A 26319-nucleotide genomic window follows, 5' to 3' on the forward strand; every position below is an offset into this window, starting at 1 on the left:
CAAACAGAGCCGAAACCAACGCTGCCAGAAAGCACGTCGCCAGTATCACAAGGTCGTGACCAAGACGCGCTCATACCTAACGCACTACCAGAACGTACCGGAAAATACGCCACAATCAATCTAAAACCGCTAACCCCAATCTCGTTCAACCACTACTTTCTAATTTTCCCCAGCCCCTTGCACAACCCCCAACACACCAGTACAATAACTCAAAAGCAACCACGAAAGCAGATGGAAATAATGGAAATTCGAGAAATCACCCCACAAGACGACGCCCAAATGGCGCACATTCTCCGGACTTGTCTGGAACAGCTTCACCTCAACCTCCCGCACACAGCCTACTACGACCCATTTGTTGACCACTTAAGCGAGTGGTACGCCAAGACCCCGGATGCCAAATACTTCGTGGCCCTAGCAGATGACGGTCGGGTAGTCGGCGGCTGCGGTGTTGGCCCAATTGCACCAGAAGAAGGCATCGCGGAGTTACAGAAACTTTACGTTGATCCTGAATACCGGCACCACGGTACGGCAACCCAGTTATTGCCACCGTGTTTTGCCTTTGCAAAACAGCATTATCAAAAGCTCTATCTGGAGACCTTTGATACGATGTTGGCAGCTAATCAGTTGTACCTGAAAGTGGGCTTTGAACAGCTCGACAAACCGTTACCACAATCAGAACACGGGGCATGTAACGTTTGGTATCTGATGAATCTTTGAAACCGAGCAAAGCGTTGCTAGTCGTGAGTTAGGGTAGCGGTGTCAGGTGAGTATTTTTAGCGAAACTGAAAATTAAATTTGACAACTGCTCATAATCAGACTATATTTGTCATTAAATTTTAATTCGTCAAATTAAAAACTTTGAAGAGAAGAGCGTCAGTTGCGCGTCTGCAGAGAACTCCGGTTGGTGGGAAGGAGTCGTCGTTACGCTGACAAAGATGAACTCTGAGTAGTTGATGATTGGTCCGTGGGGCTGGTCATTCGGTGGCAACCGTTACGTGTTCGGGACGCGCTTGCGTCTCGATGAGGTGCGAGTGATCGCACACAGTAAGGGTGGTACCGCGCATTGTCGCCCCTTGTCGTAGAGACAGGGGGCGGCTTTTTTTATTCTTAGCAATCTTTGACGTTAACTTCCAGGAGGCAATTCAATATGACTGAAACTACTTTAACCCAATACCCAAACCGTTACGATGTCGTTGGCAGCTTATTACGGCCAGCAGATTTAAAACAGGCCCACAAGGATTTAGCAGCTGGCAAAATCACTGCCGCTGAACTCACTGAGATTCAACGTAAGGAAACGAAGCGGATCGTTGAAAAGCAAGTTGCGTTAGGTTTTAAGGACGTGACTGACGGTGAATTTAACCGCAGTTGGTGGCACTTAGACTTCTTGTGGAACTTGACCGGGGTCGATAAATACGATTACCACAAGAGCTACAAGTTCAAGGGCGACACAACGCGGACCGATAACGTTGAAATTACTGGTAAAGTTGCCGCTAACCCGGATCACCCATTCTACGACAGCTTCAAGTACCTGCAAGCAATCACGCCAGCTGACGTGCGCGTCAAGCAAACCATTCCATCACCAACGATGTTATTCCGTGACAATCGGAGTGACCGTTGGAACGAATTTTACGAAACTTGGGATGCTTACTTGGCAGACGTTGCGCAAGCTTACCACGATACGGCCTTGCACTTCTACGACCTCGGCTGTCGTTACCTTCAAATCGATGACACGACTTGGGCCTTCTTGATCAGCAAGTTAAACGAAACCAAGGACCAAGCGGATGAACATGCTAAATACGTGAAGTTAGCTGAAGATGGCGTTCGGGTGATCAACGCCTTCTTGAAGGGCTTGCCTGAAGACTTGACTGTCGCAACCCACATCTGTCGTGGGAACTTTAAGTCAACCTACCTGTTCTCTGGTAGCTACGATGATGTGGCTGACTATTTGGGTCAATTGAACTACGACGGCCTCTTCTTGGAATACGACAACGAACGGGCTGGGAGCTTTGCGCCACTAGCACGGATTTGGAACAACGCGCCAAAGAAGCGGTTGGTACTGGGCTTGATCACTTCAAAATTCCCAGAATTAGAGGATAAGGACGCTGTGATTGCGCGCATCCAAGACGCCGCTAAGGTTGTGCCACTTGAAAACTTGGCACTATCAACGCAATGTGGTTTTGCGTCAACTGAAGAAGGTAACCAGTTAACGGAAGACCAACAATGGGCTAAGTTAACCTTGGTAAAAGAAATTGCCGAAACAGTTTGGCCAGAAGCCTAACTATAATATAGAAGATTAAATTGAGACGATTCCCGGCAAGTGTCAGTTAAACTGAACACGAAAGCGGGAATCGTCTTTATTTCGGCTTTGAGATTCCGCTAAATTTCCGGTAAGATAGATAGCAGACTAAAGAAGTGAGGGACTGACATGATTAAACTAGTTGCAGTGGATATGGACGGGACGTTTTTGCGGGATGACCGGACGTACGATAAGGACCGCTTTCTGCGGCTTTTCCGGGTGATGCAGGAAAAGCACATCCGGTTCGTCGCAGCCAGTGGCTCTCAGTACCAGCGGTTGCGGTATAAGTTTGCTGAAGTGGCGGATGAGATGGACTTTATCTCCCAAAACGGTGCCATCGTGCACAGTGGTAGCGAGCTGAAGCAGATCACCCCAATTTCGGATGACCAAGTTCACAGCGTGTTAAACCTGTTGCACCAGCGGTTTGGCGGCAACGACATTAATCAAGAAGTGGTCGCCGGGTTAAACGGTACCTACGTGGGCACTGATATTTCACCAGAAGCGTTAAAGGTGGTCAAATACTACTACCGGCCCGTTGTGTCGGTACCGAGTCTCGCCAAGTTGGTGGGCCATTCAGTGACCGATCAATTTACGAAAATCGCGATCAACTTTGCGGACCACGTTGATTTCCAAGCAGCATCGTCAGCGTTAAGCCGCGCATTACCTGAAGCATTATCAACGGAAACCTCAGGCTTTAACACGGAGTTGATCGGTTCCAGCAAGGCTAACAAGCGCTCCGGTATCCGGGCGCTGCAGGAAGCTTATCAAATCGCAGACGATGAGGTCATGACCTTTGGCGACAATGGCAATGACTTAAGCATGTTGACACTGACCCCACACAGCTACGCCATGAAAAACGCTGCAGCAAACATCCAGCAGGCGGCTGGTCATGTTACGACGGTTGATAATAATCATGATGGGGTGTTGGAGACGTTGGCGGGGGCGTTGTAGGAGCAGAGCGTAAAAAAATGCGGTTAGACCCCAGAATATAAGAGAAGGACCCCCAAGATGCCTGGGTTTGGCATCTTGGGGGTCCTTCTCTTATATGGCCGGGGTCTGCATTTTTTTGCGCGTTTAGGCTATATAACAGTAGCGAGCTGATAGATAAACATCCTGAGATGTGCAAGTTAAGAAGTTAGTTCGATCCTTGTCGATGTCGAGACTCACAACATTGCAATAACCAGCTTTGAACGCTAAAACGAAATATAGTAGTAATCATGATAACGCCTTGAATCAACCCAGCACACCCGCCAACAGCGCTCTCCGGCAACAATTTTCGGCGCGATTTGTGACTGTGCTGGGTGGGGTTGCTTTAAACGAGTGGTGGCTTGAATGCCGGTGCGTTTTGGCTACCACGCCGAAACGCGTTCCACGAAGCAAAGCGCTGCATGTAAGGTAAAACCCGCAAAAAGGCCCAAAAACCGGGCCTTTCTGCGGGTTCTACCTTACATTTCGCGCTTTAACCGCTTCTCCTCACGCTCTACACAAACTCAATATCCATCGGAATCGACCCCACCAACGATTCATGCACCGTACATTTTCTCACCACTTCATTCAAGAAGAACTGGTGATCAGATGGGGTGAGGTTGGTTTCAGCCGTAATCTTGATGGTGATATGGGTAACGCGTGAGCTACCATCCTGATACGTTGTGGTTTCGCCCGAGACGTCAACTTGGAACTTTTTGACAGTCAGGTGTTGATCGTCATTTTCGATGTCACGAGCAGTAACGCTCATACAACTCCCAACGGCGGCCAGCAAATATTGAACTGGGTTTGGCGCAGCGTCAGTCCCTTTGGCGACAACGGGTTCATCTGCTAGAAATGTGTGACCACCGGTTCGGTTCATGACCTGAGTGCCGATGGGGCGTAATGTTGAATGGACAATGTATTTTCCCATAAGTGTGGATCCTCCTCGTAACGCTATAATTGGTCTCATTGTACCATACCTATCCAGTAGTGATTGGGTTTGACACTTGGCTAGCGGCGCCGGTAATGGCACGAAAAAACGACTTTCAGAAGGGGTGAGCCTTCTAAAAGTCGTTTTTTAATGACTATTGAATTAACCAATAACCCGAACTTGGATCGATTGACGACCAAATTGCATGGCTTCGGCGTTTGTCATTGAGATATCGAGTTGGTTGGGGTTGCTGTAAGCAAAAGTCCCAGTATCGTTAACCACTCGTTGCTCAGTGTGACCGTCTTGGAACTTGATTTCAAGTTCAGTCCCCTTAGGGAAACGATCTAAAGCAGCGGCAACGCCAGTCCCGGTTGGGATTGAAGTGCCTTGGCCACCAGCGGCGATTTGAGGATCGTAAGCCGTTGCGACCATGGTTTGCCAGCCTGACGTTGCGGTGCTGTTAGTGTCAGTGCTGGTTTTAGTTGTCGTACTCGTTTCAGGGAGATCCTTGATCTGAGTCGAAGCCGTTGATTTAGCGGCTTTCTTAACGATGAGGCGTTCATTTGGATGGATCGTTGCGCTAGTGCCAGAGAGGTGGTTAGCGGTCACGATTGCTTGAGTCGTGGTGTTGAATTGGTCGGCGATAGCCCAAAGACTGTCACCAGACTTAACGGTATAGGTGGTAGCGGCGGAAGCTGAAGTGGTGGCAAAGCCCAAACCAATCAGGGTGCCGAACAGGATTAAACTACGAGTAACGAACGTTTTTTGTAACATCGAGTATGTTTCCAACCTTTCAAGATATCCGAGTAATATAGGATTTTATTTAATAGTATGATAAGAATATTGTTAATATTTCTGACCACGCTCACTACTATAACATGCAAAAAGTGGATTTCAGTAACAAAATCGCTACATTAATTCAGGACTCGTACATCTAACTGTAATATTGTCATATTCGTGTGATGTTATGAAATATGTAAGCGAAACATGACTAAAACGTTACAACGAAATGAAATCAAAGTTAGAAAATGAGAATTAGCTCGACATATAAAACGGGAATTAAACAAAGATAAACGAAAAAAAGCGCCTCCACCGCAAAAGAGACGCAAAATCAAATTTTTGATGAGGGCGGTTCAAATTGAAAATTAAGGTGACAGAATTGTTACAATAGCGCTAAAATTGCTGTTTCATCGACGCTAAGTTGGTCGAGTAAAAACGCATTTTCGGTGATCAATCCGAGTTCGGCACTTTGGTCGCGACGCCAGTCTTGCACCTGTTGTGCCGAGATAGGATGTAATGATGTCGTGTGATCAAGGTGACAAGCTAAAAGGTAAAACGTTTGGTGATCCGCAGATGAGAGATTGGCGGTGATGAGTTGATGATAAGCAGTTGCTAATTTTGCCGCAAGTGGATTTTCAAAGTGCTGATTTAACTGAGCAGCTTGTTTAGCGAACGTTTCTTGCTCGGTGGTCGTGAGTGCGTGATCGAGCATGGTTAATTTGGTAGTGTTGTAAAATGCTGCGAGTTCTGGGGTGAGTGACGACATTGAACGGACCTACTTTCTAAAGATAGTGTCAAACTATGTGAGGGCGGCTATAAAAAACGCCATTGTTTGCTTAGTAATCAAACAGTTTTTCTCACCATAATCGTAACAGATTTTTATGGCAGTTAGAAACTAAATTGGGTACAATCAAATCGGTATAGACAACAGGTGCGCATGTACGAATGGGGTGAACGAAGTGAAGTGGCAATTAAATCGACTGAGGCTGTCACCGGTATGGATTGCGGTGGTACTGAGTACCGGTATCATTGGCTGTCAGATCCTATTCGCACCGGGATACGTTGATAATGGTGACTTTGCTGGCATTTTACGATCAAATGGCCTTTATCAATTAGCGCATACAACGCGATTTAACTGGCACTTTGGTGTGATGCAGTACTATAATCCGGCATTTTTGGTTCACGGGACGACCCAGTCGTTATTGATTCAAATCGCCATGTTGCTGAGTCGGTTAACTGGGCATTCGCAATTGTTCGATATTCGCTACCTTGGTTTTGTGTACGAGTTAACCTATCTTGGTGGTATTGGTCTGTTAACACGGGCGATTACAACGCCCCAACGAACCGTTAAGAACTACTTTTTAGCGGGGTTAGTGGTCGTTGTTTTGGCGGATGCCGGCATCATTCGTTATTTTAATTCCTTATATCCGCAGGCGGCAACTTTGATTCTGATTGTTTACGTGGTGGCACTAGCATTATTACTTGTTAGATATAAAACTGTTAATCTATGGCTGATTGTTAGCTATTTTATGGCAGTGATCCTACTCTTAATGGTTAATGAGGATGGCAACTTCTGGTGTGTTGGGGTCATCTTTATAACTTTGAGTCTCTGGTGTGGACCGATGCTAGAAAAAAGGCGGCCCTACCTCATTGCGGGTATTGGTTTGATTTTGATGTTCAGCGTGATAACGGCGACTAACTTACCGAAGGATGCGCAGATGATGAACAAGTACCAAGCTTTTACTCAAGGTGCGTTAGTTGAAAATCAGCATCCGGAGCGGTATCCGGCCGCTAAACAGATCAACCCCCAGTTTACGTTGATGCGGGGGAACGCCTATTATCCAACGGCGTATGCGGCCCTTAAACCAAATGGGGCATATACCCAACGTCACTTGCTACAGCGCTACAACCTCTCTTGGGTGGTGACGTCGTATGTGAATAGCGGCGCTCAATTTTCACGGTTGCTAAATGTCATGGCTAAAAACACGCTGGTAATCCCACTCACGACGCAAGGATCAGTGGTTAGCTTTGCCGGTTATAGTCAGTTGATGGCGACGTTTTATCCGAAAACGTATGGCTTTAATGTGTTGTTAGCCTTAGTGATCCTTAGCGGTTACGCGGTGGGCTTAGTGACTGGTCTCCGACGTAATCAGTGGGCGGGGTTTAGTCGCTTCATGATGATGTTTGGGTTGTTAACGACGATTATATTGATTCCAATCGTAACAATCGTGAACTATGGCTTAGCTAATCTGGCAGTGCACTTAGTTCCGGTCGTAGCCTGCCTGAATTTAAGTTTGATCTTGGTGGTAGCTGATTGCTGCCACCGGCGCATACTGCGCGGAACGGAGGATGAGTGATTACGAGAAAATGGCAACGGTGGTGGGCGGTGATTGGCGTGGTATTCGGATTGGGATGGGGACTACTGTCGCAACCGACAAGGACTGAAGCAGCAACCAAACCCGTTTTATTAGTAGTTGATTCTCAAAATGCCGCGACGACCGCTCCCGCACAACTGGACGCCCTGCAACGGTTGCTGACCAGCATGGCGCTACCGGTAGAAACAGTTCGGTTAACCGCGTATCGTGCGCACCAATTAACGCCGCGGCGATATTCAGGTGTGATCACAATGATCAATTGGCCGCAATCACGTTTGGGGAACGCCACTTTTGAACGAGATCGTCAAAAGTTCAACGGCCCTGATCTGCACATTGGCGCTAATTTAACAGCCTGGGAGGCCAAACGGCTAGGGGCAAAACGAGTGGCGTTGCACCATCAACAGTTCAACCTACGAGAAGGTGAACAGCAACAGTTACTGCCGTATCAAGTTGCAATGACGGGGCTGACGCGCTTGGCAACGACTAGTCAAATTCAGGGCTGGTTGGTCACCCAAACTGCTCAAGAAAGACACTACCCGTTTGGCTTGGTCACTCGTCACTGTGGATATCTGCCATATTTTGAATCACAGGGATTAGCGTTGATTATGGCTGCCAAGACGATTAGGACACTGTTTCATAGTGGTCAACCGCAACCGCCACTTTTGACGATTACTGGTGTGACACCGTATTCGGATATGAACGCGTTACTTCGAGTCATTCGGTTGCTTTATCACGAAGGAATTCCATTCGCAATTAGTACGACGAGCGTTGACGTTAATACGAAGCTTCCGGCCTTTGAACGGTTTAGCGCAGTACTTCGGGCAGCGGAGAAACGTAATGGCATCATTTTTTTAAGGACGCCGATTGAAACGGGGATCCAACGGTTGCGTGGTCGGACGCTCCAGCGAGTATTACGGACAGAGGTTACGGCGCTTAGCCAGCACAATGTATTTCCAGTGGGGTTAAGTTCACCAGGGCGATGGAACCAAACGCTTCGAACGCAAACAGCGGGGCTGTCATTGGCCTCGACTAATTTACTGTTACCTACGCCGACCACTGTTAAACTGACTGATCACAACCAACGAGCCCGAACCTATGCCCACAGTTTTTTCGGAGTTCCACTGAACCAACTATCAACAGTGACGCATACTGAAGCGGTTCAGTTTCAGATGCCGACGGCGTTGACGGTGCCGTTACCACAACGGGCGACTGACCGTCAGGCCCTACGCCGGCAACTGAGGCGATTGCAGTTAACGTGGTTTAATCCGGCACTAGGGGCGCTTACAACGCGAATTAAGACGGGATCAGCGGATGTGCAATATCAAGCTGGCACGTATCAGTTAAATGGGCGAATCGTTGCTGATTTGGATGTCGGCCCCGGTTGGTGGCATCAACGGCAGCCTAAGCGGCAAGTGAGATGGATCGATCGCTATTTTCAAGTTCAGTCACACGTTTTGCTGGGGGTGTTTATCGGGTTTACCGCCGAATGTTTATTAAATCTGATTAAAGGAGTACGTCACGCTAATGTCAGCAGTTGATACAGTTTTATTCGTTGCCGTGTTGGCAATTTGGTTGATTTTAATTGTGAACTTGATCCTCACCATTGCGGGGTATAGCTTTTATTTGAAATGGCACCGGACGCCAGAAGCGCGCTTGCCGAAGCAACCGCCGATGGTGTCGATTTTAGTGCCAGCCCATAACGAAGGTCGGGTGCTGGCCAAGACCGTTCAGGCGTTAATGGCGTTCGATTATCCGGCCAACCGTTATGAGTTGATCGTCATCAACGATAATTCCAGTGATGATTCTGCAGCGGTGTTGGCCCAATTACAGACAGCGTATTCAGGGCGAGCGTTAACGGTGATCAATACGGATGCAAAGACGGGTGGACGTGGTAAGTCCAACGCGTTAAACATTGGCCTAAAACGTGCTCGCGGGAGTCTCATTTCAATCTATGATGCCGATAATACCCCGGAGACGGGTGCGTTGCGGGCGTTAGTTGCAACGTTGATGCGAGATGAACAGGTCGGGGCGGTGATCGGTAAGTTTCGAACCCGTAATAAACTAGCGACCATTTTGACTCGCTTCATTAACATTGAAACCTTAGCCTTTCAATGGATGGCGCAGGCCGGCCGCCAACAGTTATTCAAACTTTGTACGATTCCTGGCACCAATTACGTCATTCGCCGGTCAGTACTGACGGCGGTTGGCGGTTGGGACGTTCAGGCGTTGGCTGAAGATACTGAGATTAGTTTTCGACTCTATCAATTGGGCTATCGCATTCAGTTTCAACCACAAGCCGTGACGTGGGAACAGGAGCCACAGACGTTGGACGTTTGGTTTCGGCAGCGGACGAGGTGGGTGAAGGGCAACATCTACGTCGTTTTGAAGAACTTACCGTTACTATTAAGGCCTCAGGGACGCCGGATCCGGTTTGATTTGCTTTACTTTTTTGCGATTTACTTCCTATTGATGACGGCGCTTCTCTTTTCCGATACGGTGTTTGTGCTTAGTGTGGCGGGCGTGGTCCATTCGACCCTTCCCGGAATCGGTAACGGACTTTGGGTGTTTGCGATTGCGCTCTTTATGATGAGTACGTTTCTAACGATTACAACGGAAAAGGGCGAGATGACGTGGGTTAATTTGGGATTGATCGGCTTAATGTACGTTGTTTACAGTCAGATGTGGTTAGCAGTTGCAGCTTACGGAATGGGGGCGTATGTTTGTGAACACATTTTTCACCAACAAGCAAAGTGGTATAAAACAAAGCGTTATTAAAATACTGGGGCTGGTGACCGTTGTTATCGCTGGTTTGATGAGTTTCACGATGGTGGCGCGGGCCCAAAGTTATACGCAACCGTTCCAGAATCAAACGACAACGTTAATGGGAAAATCAGTGCAGGCCAATATGTATTTTGTCAAAATGGGGTACTGGCGCTTAAAAACGGCGACCCTTAACCTTAATTTTCAATTATCGCAATTGAGCGATCGCCAGACGTCGGACGTCACCGTAACGTTAAACGGTGTGGCAGTTGCTTCGTTTCGACCACAAGCAACGACTGGTCTTCAGACTAAGCAACTCAATATTCCAACGCGATTGATCGCGGGAACGAACAACCTTCAAGTTCGAGGGCAATTACTGAATCGGGTTGATCAGCAACGGGTGACTGTTGCCCCAACGCCAGCCAACTGGTTGACGATCGACCAACGGAGTAACGTGAACTTTGAGTATGATATTGCGCCGGCCGAGTCAAAAATTAATTCCTTTTATGAACACTTTACTGGAACTGACACGATTGTTGACCAGCAAGCGGTGATGGCGATTCCTAACCAACCAAGTCAGGCTGAGCTAACCGCTAGCTTATACGCCTTAGCGGGACAATCGCGATTGATCACGACCGAAGATGAGCAGTTGCCCGTTGTTCAACTAACCGATCCAAAGGTAAAACGGGCGCATTATCAGATGTTGATTGCGCGTTATCACCGATTGCCCAGAGCAGTTCGAGAACGATTAGACGTGAAAAAAATGCAAGGTGGGGCGCTGATTCAAACGCTGAAACTTGAAGGCCATCAGCTACTGGTGGTGACTGCCGGAACTGATCAGTTGCTCATCAAAGCAGCCAAGTTCGTAGCGAATCAAGAACTGATGCGCGAAACCAGTCAAGCCGCTAAACGAGTTACCGGGGGTACACCAACGTATACGTCGACACTTCAGTATGATGGCAGTTACCAGCTGACGCCGACGGATGATCAATTAACGGGAACGGATCATCAGGAAAAGGCCTACTTTGTTAGTTTACCGACTGATCGAACGAACGCCAATGGGTCGACGATTCATTTGAAATTTCGGTACGCGAAAAATCTGAATTTTAAACAATCCTTAGTTACCATCAAGGTGAATGGGCAGCCAATCGGTAGTCGGCGGCTGTCGGCTGCGCGGGCGGATAATGATGAACTCACCGTTAAATTGCCACCCAATAAAGCGTTGAGCAATGCGTTTACGATTCAAGTGGGCTTTGATCTCATGCTGCCCGGTCAGGATAACGATCGGGCAGTCAGTCAAACACCGTGGGCGACTGTTTTGAGTGGGTCACAAGCGTTTATTAAATCGCAACCCAATCGAGATTTGTTGTTTGATAACTATCCAAGTACGTTCATTAAAAATCGGACCTTTAACCACGTCGTTGTGGTGGCGCCACAGGCAATGACCTCGGCAGACTTTGCAACGATGACGAACCTGTTTAACCTGATGGGAAATTTTGTTCAGCAAAACACCGGTACCATTCAGGTTTATCGGCAGCGGCCAAGTCGGTCAGTATTAAAAACGAGTAGCGTGATTGCGTTTGGGACGCCGGCTCAAAATAGCTTAATCAGACAGTTGAATTCACAGTTATACTTCCAATTTAACCGCCAGTTTACGGGCTTTCGCTCGAACGAAAAGTTAAGTCTAGAAAGTCGTTATGCTCAAGATGTGGGGACGGCCCAATTAATTCGCTCACCCTATAACGCACAACGAGCATTGTTAGTGGTAACGGCCCCGAAGCCAACGGACGTTTATCGGGCCTCAACGCAGATCAACTTACAGCGCAACGTTCAGCAGTACCGGGATGCGGATGCCATTTTAGTGGATCGTGACAACCATCATTTTAGTTACCGATTTAAGAAAAATAAGGCGTTGCGTCAAGCGATGCCAGTGTCTCGGCTTATTCAAACGCATTCACAACTATTGCTCTTTTTAGCAGCCGGCTTGGGGTGCCTTGCGATTTTAGGCGGTGCCGTTATCTTGATTTTGCGAAAAAACGGCTTTTTGAAACGGGAGGCGAAGCACGATGCACGCTGATGATAGTCGGGCAAGTTTATTAGCAGATGTCGGCTTGTTGCTGTTTTTAACGGTGATCAGCTTGACCGTCGTATTAGCTGGCATTACGCATCAACTCTGGCTAAATGCCTGTTACATGGGCATCACGTTGGTCGTGATGTTGGTGACCTATTTCTTCGGCATCGTTCCCGGATTACTGGGAAACTTACTATTCGTTTTGGGCCAAACGGCGTTGATGGTGGCCGTTAATTGGCATCACGCCGGGCAGTTACCATTGACCCTTAGTTTTTGGTTGGTCGTTCCTGGCCTGTTATCCGGGACGCTTGCCATGATGATGACCCAGCAACAGCAATTGCAAGCGAATAACGACTTATTAAGAACACAGTTAACAGAACGGGGCGCATTTGATTTACAAACTAATTTGCGAACAACGGTGGCCTACGTAGCGGATGCCCGGGTATTTATCGAAAATCACCGGCGGTTTCAGTTGCCGGTCACCATGGTCGTTTTTCGAATTCGCTACTACCACGAGTTACAGCAACTGATCAGTGAACAGCAATTACAAACGTTGCTGGCGATGACGTCCAACACGTTAACGACCGCAACCCGGGATAATGATGTGACCTACTATTTGGACAATCAACTGCCAACGTGGGGGACGATTCTGTATGCGGATGCTGAAACTGCCGCGGTTGCAATCGCCAGAATTAAACGGACTTTCGCAACGCAATTGCTAGCAGAAGCGGAGTTAAAATCGTTGGATACCACGCTCGTCTCAGGTGTCGCAAGTTGGAACCCGGAGACGATGGCCAATCCGTATGATTTGATGAATGAAAGTGTTCGGGAGATGGAGTTTGATGTGGGCCAGAGCGGGGAAAGATAGTTCGATATCAGGATGGAATGACTTTTATCGACTTTGCACAACAAAAAACGGAACTGAAAAATTCAGTTCCGTTCGGTAAATCAGAATTAATCTTCATCATCCAATTTTGAATAGCCCGGGGCAGTGAAGCGCGCTTCATCGAACCCGGCTTCCCGTTCTTGTTCTACGGCCAATTGAGCCACCATGTTGAGGTAGTTGAATGGCGAATCGAAGTTCGGGTTAAACAACATGTCAACTAACGAGAGATCATCGATCGTGTTGTTATTTTGAATGGCCAGCGAAATGGTATTCGCTGACTGGGTAATATCGTGATCACTCCGAAGTTGCGCACCCAAGATCTTCCGGTTATCCCGGTTGTAGATTAAGATAATCGTCAGTGGATCCGTATGTGGCAAGTATTCTGGTGCCCAGGTGCCATCATAAACGACTTCTTGAGCGTTTAACCCGTAAGCTTGGGCGTGTTCTAACGTTAAGCCAGTCGTTGCAAGGGCAGTGCCGAATAGCTTGAGGGCAGAGGTTGCTTGGGTCCCCATGTAGGGGTAAGTGTTGCCAAAGACGTTGTGGGCAACTAACATCGCCTGCCGAATAGCGTTCGTTGCAAGTGGCGTGTAAGCTGCTTCACCTGTTGGGTTAAAGCGAACCATCGCACAGTCACCGGCAGCGTAAATGTCAGGGTCAGAAGTCTGCATGTATTTGTTAGTCAATAGTGACCCGTGTTTTTCGATGTCAACTTGGCCCCGCAACAGCGAGGTGTTTGGGACGAAACCGGTGCTGACGATAGCAACGTCGGTTTGGAATCCCCTTGGTTGGTTTCAATCGTCAAAGTGCCGTCATCGTTACCCGTAAAAGCAGTTACCCGGTGTTCAAGGTGAACCGTAATATCGTGGTCACGCAGTAAATCAACGGCCCAAGATGACATCCGCTTGCCCACGTAGTTGTTCAAAATTTGGCCACGTGATTGGAACATTTGCACGTCATGGCCCGTTTTAGACAGGCTTTCTGCAAATTCCGTGCCGGAGTAACCGGCCCCAATGATGGCGATATGGTGGTATTTTTGAGCGGCGTTATAAATTGCTTGAGCTTGCTGGTAGTTCTTGCACAGCAGAACCCGTGAGTTATCGATCCCGAATAGTGGGGGAACGACAACCGAAGAGCCGGTAGTCATGATCAATTTGTCGTAGGTATCAGTGAAGACTTCCCCTGATTTCATGTCGGCAACTTGAACGGTGTGTTCCTTGGCGTTAACCTTAAACACATCGTGGTTATCGTGTACGGTTGCGCCCAATTCGCGCAGTTCATCTGGTGACGAGTAAAACATGTCCTCTAAACGCTTAACTTGCCCATCAAGGTAAAGTGCGATCCCACAGGAAAGAAATGAGAAGTTGTTATGCCGTTCGTAGATTGTCACGTCGGCGTCTGGGTGATTTTTTAAAATCTCAGTAGCTGCAATTGTCCCAGCGTGGGTGCAGCCAATAACGATAATTTTCATGGTGTTGGCCTCTCCTAACTTAAAGCTTTTTAGAATGATTCTTAGTTACTTATGATTGTCAAATAATTATACCTATATTCTACATCAATAATGATATAATTAACCTGTTATTTTAAATAAAATTCGGGGGAGCGTGCCAATGTACCGATATTTTATTCAACCACAGCTGAATAAATTTACGAATTCGTTGATCGGTTATGAGATGTTAATTCGTAAATCGGCTGATGACCGCTGGATCCTTCCCCAAAATTTTGCGTCAATTCCGTTGGATATTCAAGTTGACCTGTTAAAGCAGGTTGCTAATCGATTAGCCTTAAAAGTGGGTTCGGTTTCGTTTAATTTGAACCGAACACAATTTGTAAATCGTGATATGGCAGCGGCACTGATTGATGCCCAACACGCAATTTACCCGGTCACGTTAGTCGTTGAAGTGACCGAGGAAGAAAGTGATCAGGACGTAACGATCGCGCAGTTAAAGCAGTCGGCGGCCGAATACGAACGACATGGCATTCAGTTGAGTCTGGATGATGTTGGGACTGGTCGCAACGTGTATGAGAGTATAGAAGCGCTATTGCCCGATGCAAGTGAAATTAAAGTTGCGATGCAGAATTTTCGGCAGTCTGAGCGGACGACCGAGATTCCTGAGCAACTGCGTTATTGGCGAGACGTTGCGGCGAAACACCAATTGCGGCTAATTGTTGAAGGTACCGAAACGGCTGAAGATGATGCGTTACTGGATGAATTGGAGATTCCACTTCGTCAGGGGTATTACTACGGGAAGCCACATTTATTTAGCTAATAGTCGATTTAATGGGATTAACGTTGTTGATTGGGGAACAGCATTTAAAAAAAGCACCTGGACCAATGAGCTGGTTTGGGTGCTTTTTTGTGGGTGAAACTGTGTGACGATGATACCTATTTTGTACCGCATAAGCAATGCGGTTTTAAGGATATTGAGTGAAATTGGCGACGTGCATTGCTGTTACTTATTTTCAGCGTCACTTTGGCTCTTAGTTGGTAATCATTGGGACCAGTGTGAAGCTTGAGGACGTAACCGCTTTGATTAGCCTGCGCCGAAATGAGCTCCGCAAAGCAAAGACTTGCACATAAGGCCCCTCCAACACAAACCCCAAAAACCGGGATACTGCAGTAAGAATACCAAGTGGAATTGGCGACGTGCATTGCTGCTACTTATTTTCAGCGTCACTTTGGCTCTTAGTTGGCAATTATCGGTACCAGTGTGAAGCTTGCTGACGTAACTGTTTTTAGGCTTCTGCGCCGAAATGAGCTTCACAAAGCAGAGACTTGCACGTAAGGCCTCCTCACCACAAATCCCAAAACCCGGGATTTCTGGCGAGGAGGCCTTACGCTCCAGTCTCTAATCACTTTGTTACGCTCTCTAGTCTACCTTCACCTTCCCATGAAACTTAACGAAGTACAAAATCGTCATCAGGGCTAAGAAGACGACCCCGACGATAATTGAGATTCTGGTTTCTGGGTTGAAGAACATGAAGATCAACGTTAGCAATAAGAAGGCCAACGTGAGGTAGTTTGAGTATGGTGAAAATGGCATCTTGAACGGATGCTGGTCCATCTTGGCTTTATGTTGCTTACGGAACTCGATTTGACTGATCAAAATCACGAACCATGGCACCATGCCGGGAAGGACACTTGAACTGTAAACCATGACGAAAATGTTGTCGGCACCCTTGTACACGTATGGCAGGACGAAGTCGAGGACCACGCCCAAGAAGATCCCAAAGGAAATCGCGATAACGGAGTAGAAGGGAACGCCGTGACGGTTCAGCTTTAAGAACCGCTTTGGTAATTGACCGTTGTTAGCTAACGTAAATGACATCCGGCTAGCGCTGTAGATCCCGGAGTTTGAGCCAGAAAGGGCCGCGGTGATCACCACGAAGTTAATGATTGAAGCTGCAGCGGTAATCCCAATCTTAGAGAAAGTTTCCACGAATGGTGAGCCAACGTTGTTGAGTTGGTTCCATGGGTAAATACTCAAAATTACGAAGATGGCGCCGATGTAGAAAATCAAGATCCGGAAGACCGTTGAGCGAATCGCTTTGACCAACGTATCTTGAGGGTTTTCTGCTTCACCAGCAGTGACCCCAATCAGTTCGATCCCTTGGTAGGAAGCCAACACGATTGAAAGGGCGAAGATAAAGCCCTTGAAACCACCGGTAAAGAAGCCGTGGGTCCACATGTTGGAGATACCGATTGGGTGGAAGCCGTTACCGATCCCGAAGACGATCAGGCCAAGGCCAACAACAATCATTAAGATAATCGTGACCACCTTGATCAAGGCAAACCAGAATTCCAGTTCCCCAAACATCTTAACGGAAATCAGGTTGGCTAAACACAGGAAGGTGATGGCAACGATTCCGGGAATCCAGGCTGGTAATCCTGGCCACCAGAACTCGAAGTACCCCCCAATCGCAATCATTTCACTCATGCCCACGACCACGAACTGGAAGATATTACTCCAGGCGGTGAGGTAGCCCGCCAACGGATGAATATATTCCGTCGCAAACTTGGAAAATGAGCCGGTGTCTGGGTCAACGTAAAGCATTTCGCCCAAAGCACGCATAATTAAATATAAAAAGATCCCCGCGATTGCGTAGGCAATCAGCACAGAGGGGCCCGTCCACTTAATGGTTGACGTCGAGCCCATAAACAGGCCGACCCCAATCGTTCCCCCTAATGCAATCATTTGCATCTGGCGGGCGCTTAGTTTTCGTTTCATAAGTCTAATCCCTTTCATGACCAAATAAGTTCAAAACTGACGTAAGTTATGTAGCCCATCGATGGATGAGGTCCACAAAATTATATGTTATGATAACGATAAATAGTGACACTACCCCCATCATTATTTATTAATATCGTATGAGAACATGCTACACGAAAAACGGTGGGAGCGCAAGTTACTGTCGGCAATGAAAACGGGTGGTTTCGGTACAGTCGTCTGAAAACAAGCAGGCCGTACAATGACCTTAGATAAGTTGACGATAAGAACTGAAAAATTGATTGATCTTACATGAATTTGAGAATTGAAACGGGTATTTTTCAATAATATGACGATTAAAAAGGACTGATTTGAATGATGACAACGCACCAGCTCTGGCAAGACTTAACCTGGCTGTCGATTGATGAACCAACGGATGCGGACTTACAAAAGTTACGAGAAGACCACCAGATTTCTGCTAAATACCTCTCGTACATGAAAGATTCCCGGGAACGGGCCCGGTTTGACTATGACGCTCAGCAACAGTGCGGTTTATTGATCTACCGGTCGATCAATCGTGAAGAACGGGCGGCGGGGCAGACGAATTACTATGATACGGTGCCGCTCTGCTTTATTTTTCGGGGCAAGACGCTGATCACGGTGACGCATCGCAAGAACCGGTATGTGACGGGTGTTTTGAAGCAAATCGTAACCGAACTTCAGGAACGACAAATTGAAGATAGCCTCTTTTTGTTGGTCTTTCGGTTGCTGTTTCAACTCAATGAAGACTATTTAGATCGAATTGACGATATGAGTAAGATTCGCGAAAGCTTGGAACACTATGGTAAGCGACCCAGCAATCGTCAAATTGCGCAGCTATCAGAGTTGGATAAGCGGCTAGTGTATTTGAGAACGGCCGCTAATAACAACGTCATCGCGATTCAGCAGTTACAGGTGATGTCGGATGCGGATGACGACCCACTCCAAATTTCAAAGGCGGAGATGCAGCACTTAGTTGACCTCCAAATTGAAGTCGAACAGAGTCGAGAGATGGCCAACATCGCAGCTGAAATCGTGGAGCGAACCACAAGTAGCTACAACAACTTGTTGGATAACAGTTTGAACAATACGATGCGGATCATGACGGTGTGGTCACTAGCCTTGGCGGTGCCGCCAATCGTTTCTGGTTTCTGGGGCATGAACATGAAGCTCCCGCTAACGGGTGAGCCGTGGGCGTGGGAGCTGTCGATTGGGTTGTCCATTGTGCCGATTGTGGGGCTGTTGTGGTATTTGATTAGGCATAGAGATTTGTAGAGCGCAAAGAAAAGCGGTTAGGGAGTGGAGCGTAAGGGCGGCAAAGTCATACTGGCTGGGTTTTGGCCAGTATGACTTTGCCGCCCTTACGTGCAACTCCCTGCTTTTCTTTGCGCATTTCGGCGTGGTGGCCTAAATGAACAACGCTGACGCTTACACAACAGAACCGATTATCCGAAAAGAAAAATCCCACCCCGAGCCTAAACAAACGTAGTAGCAAAGCACATCGCCGGTACCGCTCAATCATGACAACGTCCAAACCAACCAATTTGTAGTACTTTGTGAAATAGGCGTGGCGGGCCAAATCAACAAACTGATTATCTGAAAAAAGAATTCCGCATAAATCTGAAACCAACCTAACCACCAAGCACATCGCCAAAACAACTCAATTATTTTTTAGTAGCGGTATTTTAATTGCCATAATATGAAAGTAATCCCAACCTATTTTCAAAAAAACAATCCCCAGTAAAATAAAATTTAACATTTTCCTTGACGAATCTCCAAAGAAGGTATAAATTAAAGACAAATTAACGATTGATGAGAAAAACAAATGTGATGACGAGGAGAGTAGCTTTCAGCCAAGCTCTAGTGAGTCCCGATGAGTGGAAAGGGATAGTGGTACTGATCGTGAAAGTAGCCTCTGAACAGTGAATGCGATGTGTGAGTGTTCACGGTGGGTCCCCCTTAACGGACACGCGTATCGCCAGTGATGGCTGTGCGTGAGAGGCAGTGTTGTGAGGACACTGCGAATTAAGGTGGTACAGCGCCAATAGCGCCCTTGACTAAGTGATGAACTTAGCCAAGGGCGCTATTTTTATTCTAGCTTAACTTACATAGCGTGACCCATTTTTCTCATTAATCGCTCAAAACTACTTAGGAGTGTGATTTTAATGAAATTTGCAATGATTGGTGCAGGCGCAATGGGTTTACGGTACGGGATTTTACTACAAGAGGCTGGCAATGACGTTACCTTTATCGATACGTGGCAACCACACATCGACAAGATTCGCGAACAGGGCGGCGTTTACGTTTCCCGGGATCACAAGGATCGGCATTTAACCAAGATTAAGTTGGAAACCCCAGAATCTTACAACGATGACCCCGACATGTTAATCTTCTTCACGAAGCAAATGCAGTTAGCCGGCTTCTTGGAACGCTGCTCACACTTCTTCAATGACAAACAATACGCCTTCACCTGCATGAACGGGATGGGCCACATTGAAAAATTACAACAGTATTTTGCGGATGACAAGATCATCGCCGGAACTGCTTTGATTGCAACGGTTTTGAACGGACCTGGCGACGTTGACTTTATGGGCAAGCGTGGCGCTGGTAAGATGAACATGGCGAACTTGACCGAAAAGCCAGACGAAATGACCCACCGTTTATTCGACGAACTTCAAAAGGCGCAAATGAACCCAACGTTGACTACCAACTTCAAGGGAACGTTGATGACTAAGGTTATCTTTAACTCCGTTATCAACACGTTATGTACCTTATTTGAAATTCAAATGGGTGAATTTGGGAACTTTGAAAAAGCCTACGACCTTGGTCGTCAGTTGATCGACGAAGCCTACGACATCTGTGAACGAGCCGGCATCACGTTAGTTTCAACCCGTGACGAAGAAATGACGGCCCTTGACCGTAACACGCGGATCGATATGCCATTGCACTACCCATCCATGTATCAAGATATGATCCATGACCGCCCAACCGAAGTTGACTACATCAACGGCTACATCGCTGAACTTGGACGTGAACATCACTACGAAGCACATACGCATATTTTCTTGACTAACTTGGTTCACTTGTCTGAATATCACCGGGCAAACGAGAAGAAGGCTAAGGAAGCGGCTAAATAATCAGAAAAACGATGACGCTGAGAGGTTCGGCGTCATCGTTTTTTTTGTTGTATGAGGTTTTGATTTACGTTTGTAAGTGTTGGTGCAATTTGGGTGTTGGCTGTTTGTCATCGCTTCGCTCGCCAAAGCCGCGTAAAACCGGTGCTCTCAGGCTACAAAATTCGGCGCCACTTAAACTGTCATTTTCAGGGTTCCTGAAGTTACGAGAACTTGTCAACCACGCACTTTCTGGCCACCACGCCGAATGGTGCTGCGCGAGACTGAGAGCTGCATGCAAGGCGACATCGGTAAACCCGCCAGGCCCGGGCGCCTTCACCGATGTCGCCTTGCACACCGCTCTCAACCCGTCTCGCTCCGCACACTAAACCCGATAAAACCCAAGCGGATGAATCGTATAAAGTTCCGACATCAAGTCCAGCGTTTTAAAGAGAATGTGCTGCTGAGCAAAGGTGCCCGAAATTTCAATGTAAAAGGCGTAGATGCCGATTTGTTGCCGAGTAGGTAGGGACATAATAGTCACTAAGTTTAAATGAGTAGCGGCTAACGGTGATAAAATTTGCTGTAAAACGCCAACCTCTTCAGTCGGTGGCGTAACGAACATCGAGAACTTGAAGGGGGCTGATGGTTCCGTTGGGGCAGTTGGTTCGATCAGGGAAGCCGGTTGTTTCTTGAAAATAATGAAGCGCGTGGCGTTATCAGTTTGATCTGCCACGTTATCCTGCATCAATGGGAAGTCTTGCACGGCCATTTGAGATTGTGGAATGATGGCCGCGTCACCGGGCTCGCCCGCCTGCAATTTTTCAACGGAAACCATGTTGCTGGACGTGGTGATAATTTGGACATCTGGTAGACTGTTCAGTAATTTTTGGCACTGACCTTCCGTTTTAAACTGCACGTAAATTCGTTTGATGTCGCTTAACTGAGTAGCCTTTGCGGCTAAGCCAAAGTTAACGGGAACGGTAACTTCGCCAATTTCATCAATCTCAGAGGTTTGAAGGCGTTGAAGGGTGGCTAACACGAAACCATCGAGTTGATTTTCCAAGGGCAGTAAGCCGATGCCATCTGGGGTAACGGCTTGGTACACTTGATCAAAGGTGGCGTGGTAATCAATTTCAATGTTATCAATGGGATGTTGTTTGAGATAGGCTTTGGCAGCAGCGTCGGCAAAGGTGCCGGCTGGGCCGAGAACGGAGAATTTCATTGGACCGCTTCCTTTTCGAGAGAGTTGTTAAGTCGATTATGGGTGCTAATGAGAACGGTGTCAATATGGGGAATGGACCAGTTATTAAGTTGTGCACAAGCAAATTACTACCCGACTTGGTCGAAGTGTGGGAAACTAATAATAAGTAAGAACAAGAGAGGATGATTAGCATGACAACCATTATGATCGAACCAGCCGTGCAAGACCGGTTAAAACAGCACATGAACCCTGGCGACCACTTAATTTTAGACTTTGATGATGGCGTTGGTCGGTATTCCAAAGTGGGGGTCTGCTCGTTAGACGTTAGTTTTCGGCTGTTGATCGTTGCCGCTGACTCGTTGGATTCGGTATACGATACGACATTAGATAGTCCTTTGGGTAAAATTTGGATCAAGGGCTACGCGGCAAACTTTGTCGATGAAGCACCGAAGTTAAGCTTGAACAAGTTTGGCCTCATCGCACTGACAACGGCGACTGGCACGGTAGATAGTAATGTTGCCGTGCTGGATCATCCACAAGTTGTGACGGAATAAGTCAGAAAGACGCTAAGGAACTCTGGTTAAGAGCGCCTTAGCGTCTTTTTAATTACTTAAAATACCGCCGAATCGTTTCCTCAAAAATTGCAATAAACTGTTCGTAAATGGGCAACTCAATGTATTCATCAATCTGATGGGCGGTCATATTGCCGGGACCGAAGACAGCTACAGCCATTTTGGGGTTAGCCCGAATCAATTCCGAAGCGTCAGTCCCAGCAGCCGACCCACCGATGGGGAGGTGCTGCTGGAGGCGGTGTTCACCAACCTCGCGAAGAATCTGGATCAATTTATCGTTAGGATCGCTTGCCACGGGGAGTTTGTCGCCCAAGAGGTTCAAGGTCAACTGACAGCCACCCAAGGCATTTTGCGCCTGAATCAACGCGTTTAAGTGGGCGAGAATGTCCTCGTTTGGCACTTCTGGGACCGTGCGCACTTTCATGAATAGTTCAGCTTGGGATGGCACGGAGTTTAGCTGTTGGCCACCCGTGAACTTGGTGACGACTGGAATCGTTCGACCCAGTACCGAGTTAGCGGCGGTGAGGGTTTGGAAGTAGGCGGTTTGCTGCTGATAGTAGGTCATGAGGGCATCGATGGCGTTGAGCCCCAGCTCTGGCGTGGAGCTGTGTGCCGCCTTGCCCTTCGCTTGGACGGCGTAAGTAAGGGAACCCTTGTGCGCAAAGTTGAGGACGAATTGCTCGGCCGCATGGTTTTGGGGGAGCAACGTTTGAATCTGTTCCTCAGAAAAACGAAGCGGGTTAGCGGGCGGCGTTTGTTTGAGCCAGTCAACTGGAACACTGCTGGGTTCAGCGGTAACTAAAACGGTCACGTCATCAACGTAGCCGTGTTGGGCAAAATACTGCGCCCCCTGCATATGATTCGTGCTGCTAGACTCTTCACCCACGGTCGCCAGTAAGCGGACGCGACCGTGAAAATCAGGGTCATTAGCTAAGGTGATCATCGTCAAAATTTCAGCGGCGAGGCCCGCCTTCATATCACTGGTACCACGACCGTACATGCGCTGATCGATGATTTCAGCACCAAGCGGGTCATGATGCCACTTGGTTTGATCACCTAAAGCGACAACGTCTTGGTGGCCTTCCAACGCAAAAACGGGTCCTTCAGTTGGGCCAATCTCAGCAACCACGTTATGACGGCCGGGTTCCACTGCTAATAATTGGTGGCGAATATGGTGCTGGGTGAGGTAATCATCTAAAAAAGTAGCGGTGCGGTCTTCGTGACCACCCACCGTATCAAGTTGAATCAACTGTGTCAGTAAGTCTAACTGCTGTGCATCAAGCAAAACAATCACGTTCCTTTATTAAAATTCGCGGCGTTAAGCGCGTCCCGTAGCGATAAAGATCGGAAAACAGGTCATGATCACGGGTCTCCGAGTTGACAATCAAATTTAAATGAGTAAAATATTAGAAAAAGATTAGAATATTTAATCGTTATTATAGTATTTATTCGCAACAACCGCAACTAACGGGTTGCAGGGGCGAAACTAATAAAAAGGGTGATTCATTTTGGCAGAACAGGCATTGGTTCCAACGGACGTCGAAGCGCAGATGCAGGCGCTTTTTAGAAAACTGCATCAACATCCAGAGTTAGCTGACGAAGAGCACTGGACGACCCAGCAAATCAAGTCAGTTCTTGCAGATCTACATATTACCGTTCAAGATTATGGGTTAAATACCGGGGTTGTCGCCGAAATCGTCGGTGACGCACAGGGGCCAACGGTTGCCTTGCGGGCGGACATTGACGCATTGCCCTTACAGGAAGAAACGGATTTGCCATACAAATCTCAAATTGACGGTGTTGCGCATTCTTGCGGACATGATTTTCACACGACCGCTTTATTAGGGGCGGCAGCGATGCTTCAAGCAGAACGTGATCAGCTTCCGGGCAAAGTTCGCTTATTATTTGAACCCGGCGAAGAACGGCATACGGGGGCGAAGGCGATGATCAAGGCCGGCGTACTCCAAGATGTGAAGGCCATTTTTGGGATGCACAATATGCCCCAGATTCCGGTTGGCACGGTGGGGGTCAAAGTTGGCAAGCTGATGGCGTCTAACGATAATTTCCAAGTGACCATTAAAGGTCGAGGATCGCATGCCGCAATGCCGCATACTGGTCGTGATCCATTGGTGGCAACTTCGGCAATTGTTTTGATGCTCCAAACGATTGTCAGTCGCAATATTGACCCGGCTGAACGGGTCGTGTTAACCGTGGGGCAGATCACCGGGGGCCACGCGAATAACGTGATTCCGGATGACTGCTTCTTCCGTGGAACAATTCGTTGTTTTTCTAGCGAAAGCCGGGCACTGGCTAAACAACGGTTTAACGAATTAGTGAGCCAAACGGCCCTAGCTTACGGTCAAACGGCGGACATTGAATGGGATCAAGGGCCAGCACCGGTCAACAACGATGCCGAGGTTACCGAGTTGGTGAGCCAGCAAGCAAAACAGTTTATGACGGTGGCACCTGCTGAGCCAACGAACGCGGATGACGACTTCGCCAGTTTCGAAGAGCACGTTCCGGGATGCTACGCCTTCATGGGCAGCAAGGGGAACGCAACGTTGCACCATTCAGACTTCATTGCGGATCCGGCGGGCTTAAAATACGCAGCCAAACTGCATGAGACTGTTGCCAAAGCACTTCTCAAACGTGAAGTTGAGCGCTAATCGGGTCTATAATATAGAAGAAACAGAACTGATCTGACGGAATTTTGATAACGGAAAAGGGTGACTGGGCGCTGTTCTGGCACCCTTTTTGGCTGAAATCGGTCAGAGACTACATACTTAATGGGAGGAATTCAATTGAAATTTCCAGAATCGAACGTCTTACAGCATTTACCAAAACAGTTTTTTGCCAGCTTAGTTGCGAAGGCCAACGCTAAAGCGGCCTCTGGCGCGGATGTCATTAACTTAGGGCAGGGGAATCCAGATCAGCCAACGCCGGACTTCATCGTGAAAGCCATGCAAGAAGCAACAGCTAACCCAGCAACGCACAAATACTCTCAATTCCGCGGGATGCCGAATCTAAAACAAGCGGCCGCTGATTTTTACCAACGTGAATACGGCGTAACGTTGGACCCAGAAACCGAAATTGCCATTCTGGGTGGTTCTAAGATTGGTTTGGTTGAACTGCCATTCGCGTTGTTGAACCCGGGAGACACGATGCTGTTGCCGGATCCAGGCTATCCTGATTACATGTCCGGCGTTGCGTTAGCCCAGGTCAACCTGGAGTTGATGACGTTAAAGGCGACTAATCGGTATTTGCCAAACTACGCGGACTTAGATCCGCAAGTAGTTGAGCAGGCGAAGTTGATGTACCTCAACTATCCGAACAACCCAACCGGCGCCGTTGCAACGCCGGACTTCTACGCTGAGACAGTGAAGTTTGCGCAAGCGCACCACATCGGCGTAGTCCAAGACTTTGCCTATGGTGCTTTAGGGTTTGACGGCAAACGTCCAGTCAGCTTCCTCCAGACCCCAGGGGCCAAGGAAGTCGGTATCGAAATGTACACTTTATCCAAATCCTTCAACATGGCCGGTTGGCGAATCGGGTTTGCGGCGGGAAATGCCGATATGATTGAAGCCATTAACTTGATTCAAGACCACTTATTCGTGAGCGTCTTCCCAGCAATTCAAGACGCAGCGGTTGCGGCTTTGAATAGTGATCAATCTAGCGTTAAGTCGCTTGTAGCGCTGTATCAACGGCGCCGGGACCAGTTCTACGCCGCTGCTCGCAAAATTGGCTGGGAACCATACCCATCTGGTGGCTCTTTCTACGCTTGGATGCCCGTTCCCGCTGGTTACACTGCCGAAAGTTTTGCGGATCTGTTGCTTGATAAAGCTGCGGTCGTTGTGGCGCCTGGCACTGGCTTTGGCGCAGCGGGTGAAGGTTACGTTCGCGTTGGTTTGTTGATCGACGAACCACGATTTACGGAGGCTTGTGAACGGATTGCGAAGCTAAATCTATTTTAGGATACGTTTGTGTCCAGCGTAAGCATTATGCTGTTCAGTTTGTGAAGTGCGGTGATTTGCTTAAACTGTCGATTCCGGTCAGCGGCTAGGTTCCTGCTGTGGGGCCGGTCTGAGCCAAAGGGCGGTCTCAAACCTCGAAGTTAAGCC

General features: G+C 47.9%; 20 protein-coding genes and 1 pseudogene. 14 read left to right on the forward strand and 7 right to left on the reverse strand.

Annotation, left to right across the window (positions count from 1 at the left end):
• Nucleotides 1–240: 240 nt before the first annotated feature.
• The 3 genes from ACYVR3_RS08845 (at nucleotide 241) to ACYVR3_RS08855 (ending at nucleotide 3247) form a co-directional block, all read left to right on the forward strand.
• Complete coding sequence (locus tag ACYVR3_RS08845; protein ID WP_461243956.1) at nucleotides 241–717, forward strand: GNAT family N-acetyltransferase; 477 nt, start codon at nucleotides 241–243, stop codon at nucleotides 715–717.
• 430 nt (nucleotides 718–1147) lie between these two features.
• Nucleotides 1148–2278, forward strand: a complete 1131-nt coding sequence (locus ACYVR3_RS08850; RefSeq protein WP_461243957.1) for a vitamin B12 independent methionine synthase — start codon at nucleotides 1148–1150, stop codon at nucleotides 2276–2278.
• Nucleotides 2279–2425: 147 nt separating this feature from the next.
• Nucleotides 2426–3247 (forward strand): HAD-IIB family hydrolase, encoded by an 822-nt coding sequence (locus ACYVR3_RS08855; protein ID WP_461243958.1) that lies wholly within the window; start codon nucleotides 2426–2428, stop codon nucleotides 3245–3247.
• Between the two features lie 529 nt (nucleotides 3248–3776).
• On the opposite strand, the gene ACYVR3_RS08860 is transcribed toward ACYVR3_RS08855, so the two are convergent.
• The 3 genes from ACYVR3_RS08860 to ACYVR3_RS08870 all read right to left on the reverse strand — a co-directional run bounded on the left by ACYVR3_RS08860 (nucleotide 3777) and on the right by ACYVR3_RS08870 (nucleotide 5739).
• The gene (locus tag ACYVR3_RS08860; RefSeq protein WP_054735691.1) at nucleotides 3777–4193 is read right to left on the reverse strand and encodes an OsmC family protein; all 417 of its coding nucleotides are present in this window, start codon (nucleotides 4191–4193) and stop codon (nucleotides 3777–3779) included.
• A gap of 162 nt (nucleotides 4194–4355) precedes the next feature.
• Nucleotides 4356–4967, reverse strand: a complete 612-nt coding sequence (locus tag ACYVR3_RS08865; RefSeq protein WP_461243959.1) for a LysM peptidoglycan-binding domain-containing protein — start codon at nucleotides 4965–4967, stop codon at nucleotides 4356–4358.
• 388 nt (nucleotides 4968–5355) lie between these two features.
• Complete coding sequence (locus tag ACYVR3_RS08870; protein WP_461243960.1) at nucleotides 5356–5739, reverse strand: hypothetical protein; 384 nt, start codon at nucleotides 5737–5739, stop codon at nucleotides 5356–5358.
• Between the two features lie 193 nt (nucleotides 5740–5932).
• Between ACYVR3_RS08870 and wsfD the strand changes: the two genes are divergently transcribed.
• Genes wsfD through ACYVR3_RS08895 form a run of 5 tightly spaced genes read left to right on the forward strand, consistent with a single transcriptional unit; the run spans nucleotide 5933 to nucleotide 13047 of the window.
• On the forward strand, nucleotides 5933–7330 hold the full coding sequence (gene wsfD, locus ACYVR3_RS08875) for a glycan biosynthesis hexose transferase WsfD (protein ID WP_461243961.1): 1398 nt from the start codon (nucleotides 5933–5935) through the stop codon (nucleotides 7328–7330).
• The gene (locus ACYVR3_RS08880; protein ID WP_461243962.1) at nucleotides 7327–8886 is read left to right on the forward strand and encodes a hypothetical protein; all 1560 of its coding nucleotides are present in this window, start codon (nucleotides 7327–7329) and stop codon (nucleotides 8884–8886) included. Before wsfD ends, ACYVR3_RS08880 begins: the two co-directional genes overlap by 4 nt.
• Nucleotides 8873–10123 carry a glycosyltransferase family 2 protein gene (locus ACYVR3_RS08885; RefSeq protein ID WP_461243963.1) on the forward strand — a complete coding sequence of 417 codons (1251 nt, stop codon included), beginning with the start codon at nucleotides 8873–8875 and terminating at the stop codon, nucleotides 10121–10123. The genes ACYVR3_RS08880 and ACYVR3_RS08885 overlap by 14 nt, the downstream gene beginning before the upstream one ends.
• Nucleotides 10065–12185 carry a cellulose biosynthesis cyclic di-GMP-binding regulatory protein BcsB gene (locus tag ACYVR3_RS08890; RefSeq protein WP_461243964.1) on the forward strand — a complete coding sequence of 707 codons (2121 nt, stop codon included), beginning with the start codon at nucleotides 10065–10067 and terminating at the stop codon, nucleotides 12183–12185. The genes ACYVR3_RS08885 and ACYVR3_RS08890 overlap by 59 nt, the downstream gene beginning before the upstream one ends.
• The gene (locus tag ACYVR3_RS08895; protein WP_461243965.1) at nucleotides 12175–13047 is read left to right on the forward strand and encodes a GGDEF domain-containing protein; all 873 of its coding nucleotides are present in this window, start codon (nucleotides 12175–12177) and stop codon (nucleotides 13045–13047) included. Before ACYVR3_RS08890 ends, ACYVR3_RS08895 begins: the two co-directional genes overlap by 11 nt.
• 86 nt (nucleotides 13048–13133) lie before the next feature.
• Here ACYVR3_RS08895 and ACYVR3_RS08900 read toward each other — a convergent pair.
• Nucleotides 13134–14536: pseudogene (locus ACYVR3_RS08900) on the reverse strand (FAD-dependent oxidoreductase).
• 139 nt (nucleotides 14537–14675) lie between these two features.
• Between ACYVR3_RS08900 and ACYVR3_RS08905 the strand changes: the two are divergent.
• A complete protein-coding gene (locus ACYVR3_RS08905) occupies nucleotides 14676–15335 on the forward strand; it encodes an EAL domain-containing protein (protein ID WP_461243966.1) in 660 nt (219 codons plus the stop codon).
• Nucleotides 15336–15935: 600 nt separating this feature from the next.
• On the opposite strand, the gene ACYVR3_RS08910 is transcribed toward ACYVR3_RS08905, so the two are convergent.
• Nucleotides 15936–17294, reverse strand: coding sequence for an amino acid permease (locus ACYVR3_RS08910; protein WP_461243967.1), 1359 nt, complete (start codon nucleotides 17292–17294; stop codon nucleotides 15936–15938).
• Nucleotides 17295–17648: 354 nt separating this feature from the next.
• Between ACYVR3_RS08910 and ACYVR3_RS08915 the strand changes: the two genes are divergently transcribed.
• Nucleotides 17649–18587, forward strand: coding sequence for a magnesium transporter CorA family protein (locus ACYVR3_RS08915; protein ID WP_461243968.1), 939 nt, complete (start codon nucleotides 17649–17651; stop codon nucleotides 18585–18587).
• A gap of 890 nt (nucleotides 18588–19477) precedes the next feature.
• Entirely contained in the window at nucleotides 19478–20449 is a 972-nt protein-coding gene (locus ACYVR3_RS08920; RefSeq protein ID WP_057151540.1) for a ketopantoate reductase family protein, read from the forward strand.
• 361 nt (nucleotides 20450–20810) lie between these two features.
• On the opposite strand, the gene ACYVR3_RS08925 is transcribed toward ACYVR3_RS08920, so the two are convergent.
• The gene (locus tag ACYVR3_RS08925; protein WP_461243969.1) at nucleotides 20811–21650 is read right to left on the reverse strand and encodes a prephenate dehydratase; all 840 of its coding nucleotides are present in this window, start codon (nucleotides 21648–21650) and stop codon (nucleotides 20811–20813) included.
• 170 nt (nucleotides 21651–21820) lie between these two features.
• Between ACYVR3_RS08925 and ACYVR3_RS08930 the strand changes: the two genes are divergently transcribed.
• Nucleotides 21821–22183 (forward strand): iron-sulfur cluster biosynthesis family protein, encoded by a 363-nt coding sequence (locus tag ACYVR3_RS08930; protein WP_461243970.1) that lies wholly within the window; start codon nucleotides 21821–21823, stop codon nucleotides 22181–22183.
• Between the two features lie 52 nt (nucleotides 22184–22235).
• Here ACYVR3_RS08930 and ACYVR3_RS08935 read toward each other — a convergent pair whose 3' ends face one another.
• Nucleotides 22236–23486: a M20/M25/M40 family metallo-hydrolase gene (locus ACYVR3_RS08935; RefSeq protein WP_461243971.1), complete on the reverse strand. Its 1251-nt coding sequence runs from the start codon at nucleotides 23484–23486 to the stop codon at nucleotides 22236–22238.
• Nucleotides 23487–23709: 223 nt separating this feature from the next.
• On the opposite strand from ACYVR3_RS08935, the gene ACYVR3_RS08940 reads away from it, so the two are divergent.
• Entirely contained in the window at nucleotides 23710–24867 is a 1158-nt protein-coding gene (locus tag ACYVR3_RS08940; protein WP_461243972.1) for a M20 metallopeptidase family protein, read from the forward strand.
• A 135-nt stretch (nucleotides 24868–25002) separates the two neighbouring features.
• Nucleotides 25003–26172 (forward strand): aminotransferase class I/II-fold pyridoxal phosphate-dependent enzyme, encoded by a 1170-nt coding sequence (locus ACYVR3_RS08945; protein WP_461243973.1) that lies wholly within the window; start codon nucleotides 25003–25005, stop codon nucleotides 26170–26172.
• Nucleotides 26173–26319 lie beyond the last annotated feature (147 nt).

It is taken from the genome of Secundilactobacillus muriivasis, from assembly GCF_054785195.1.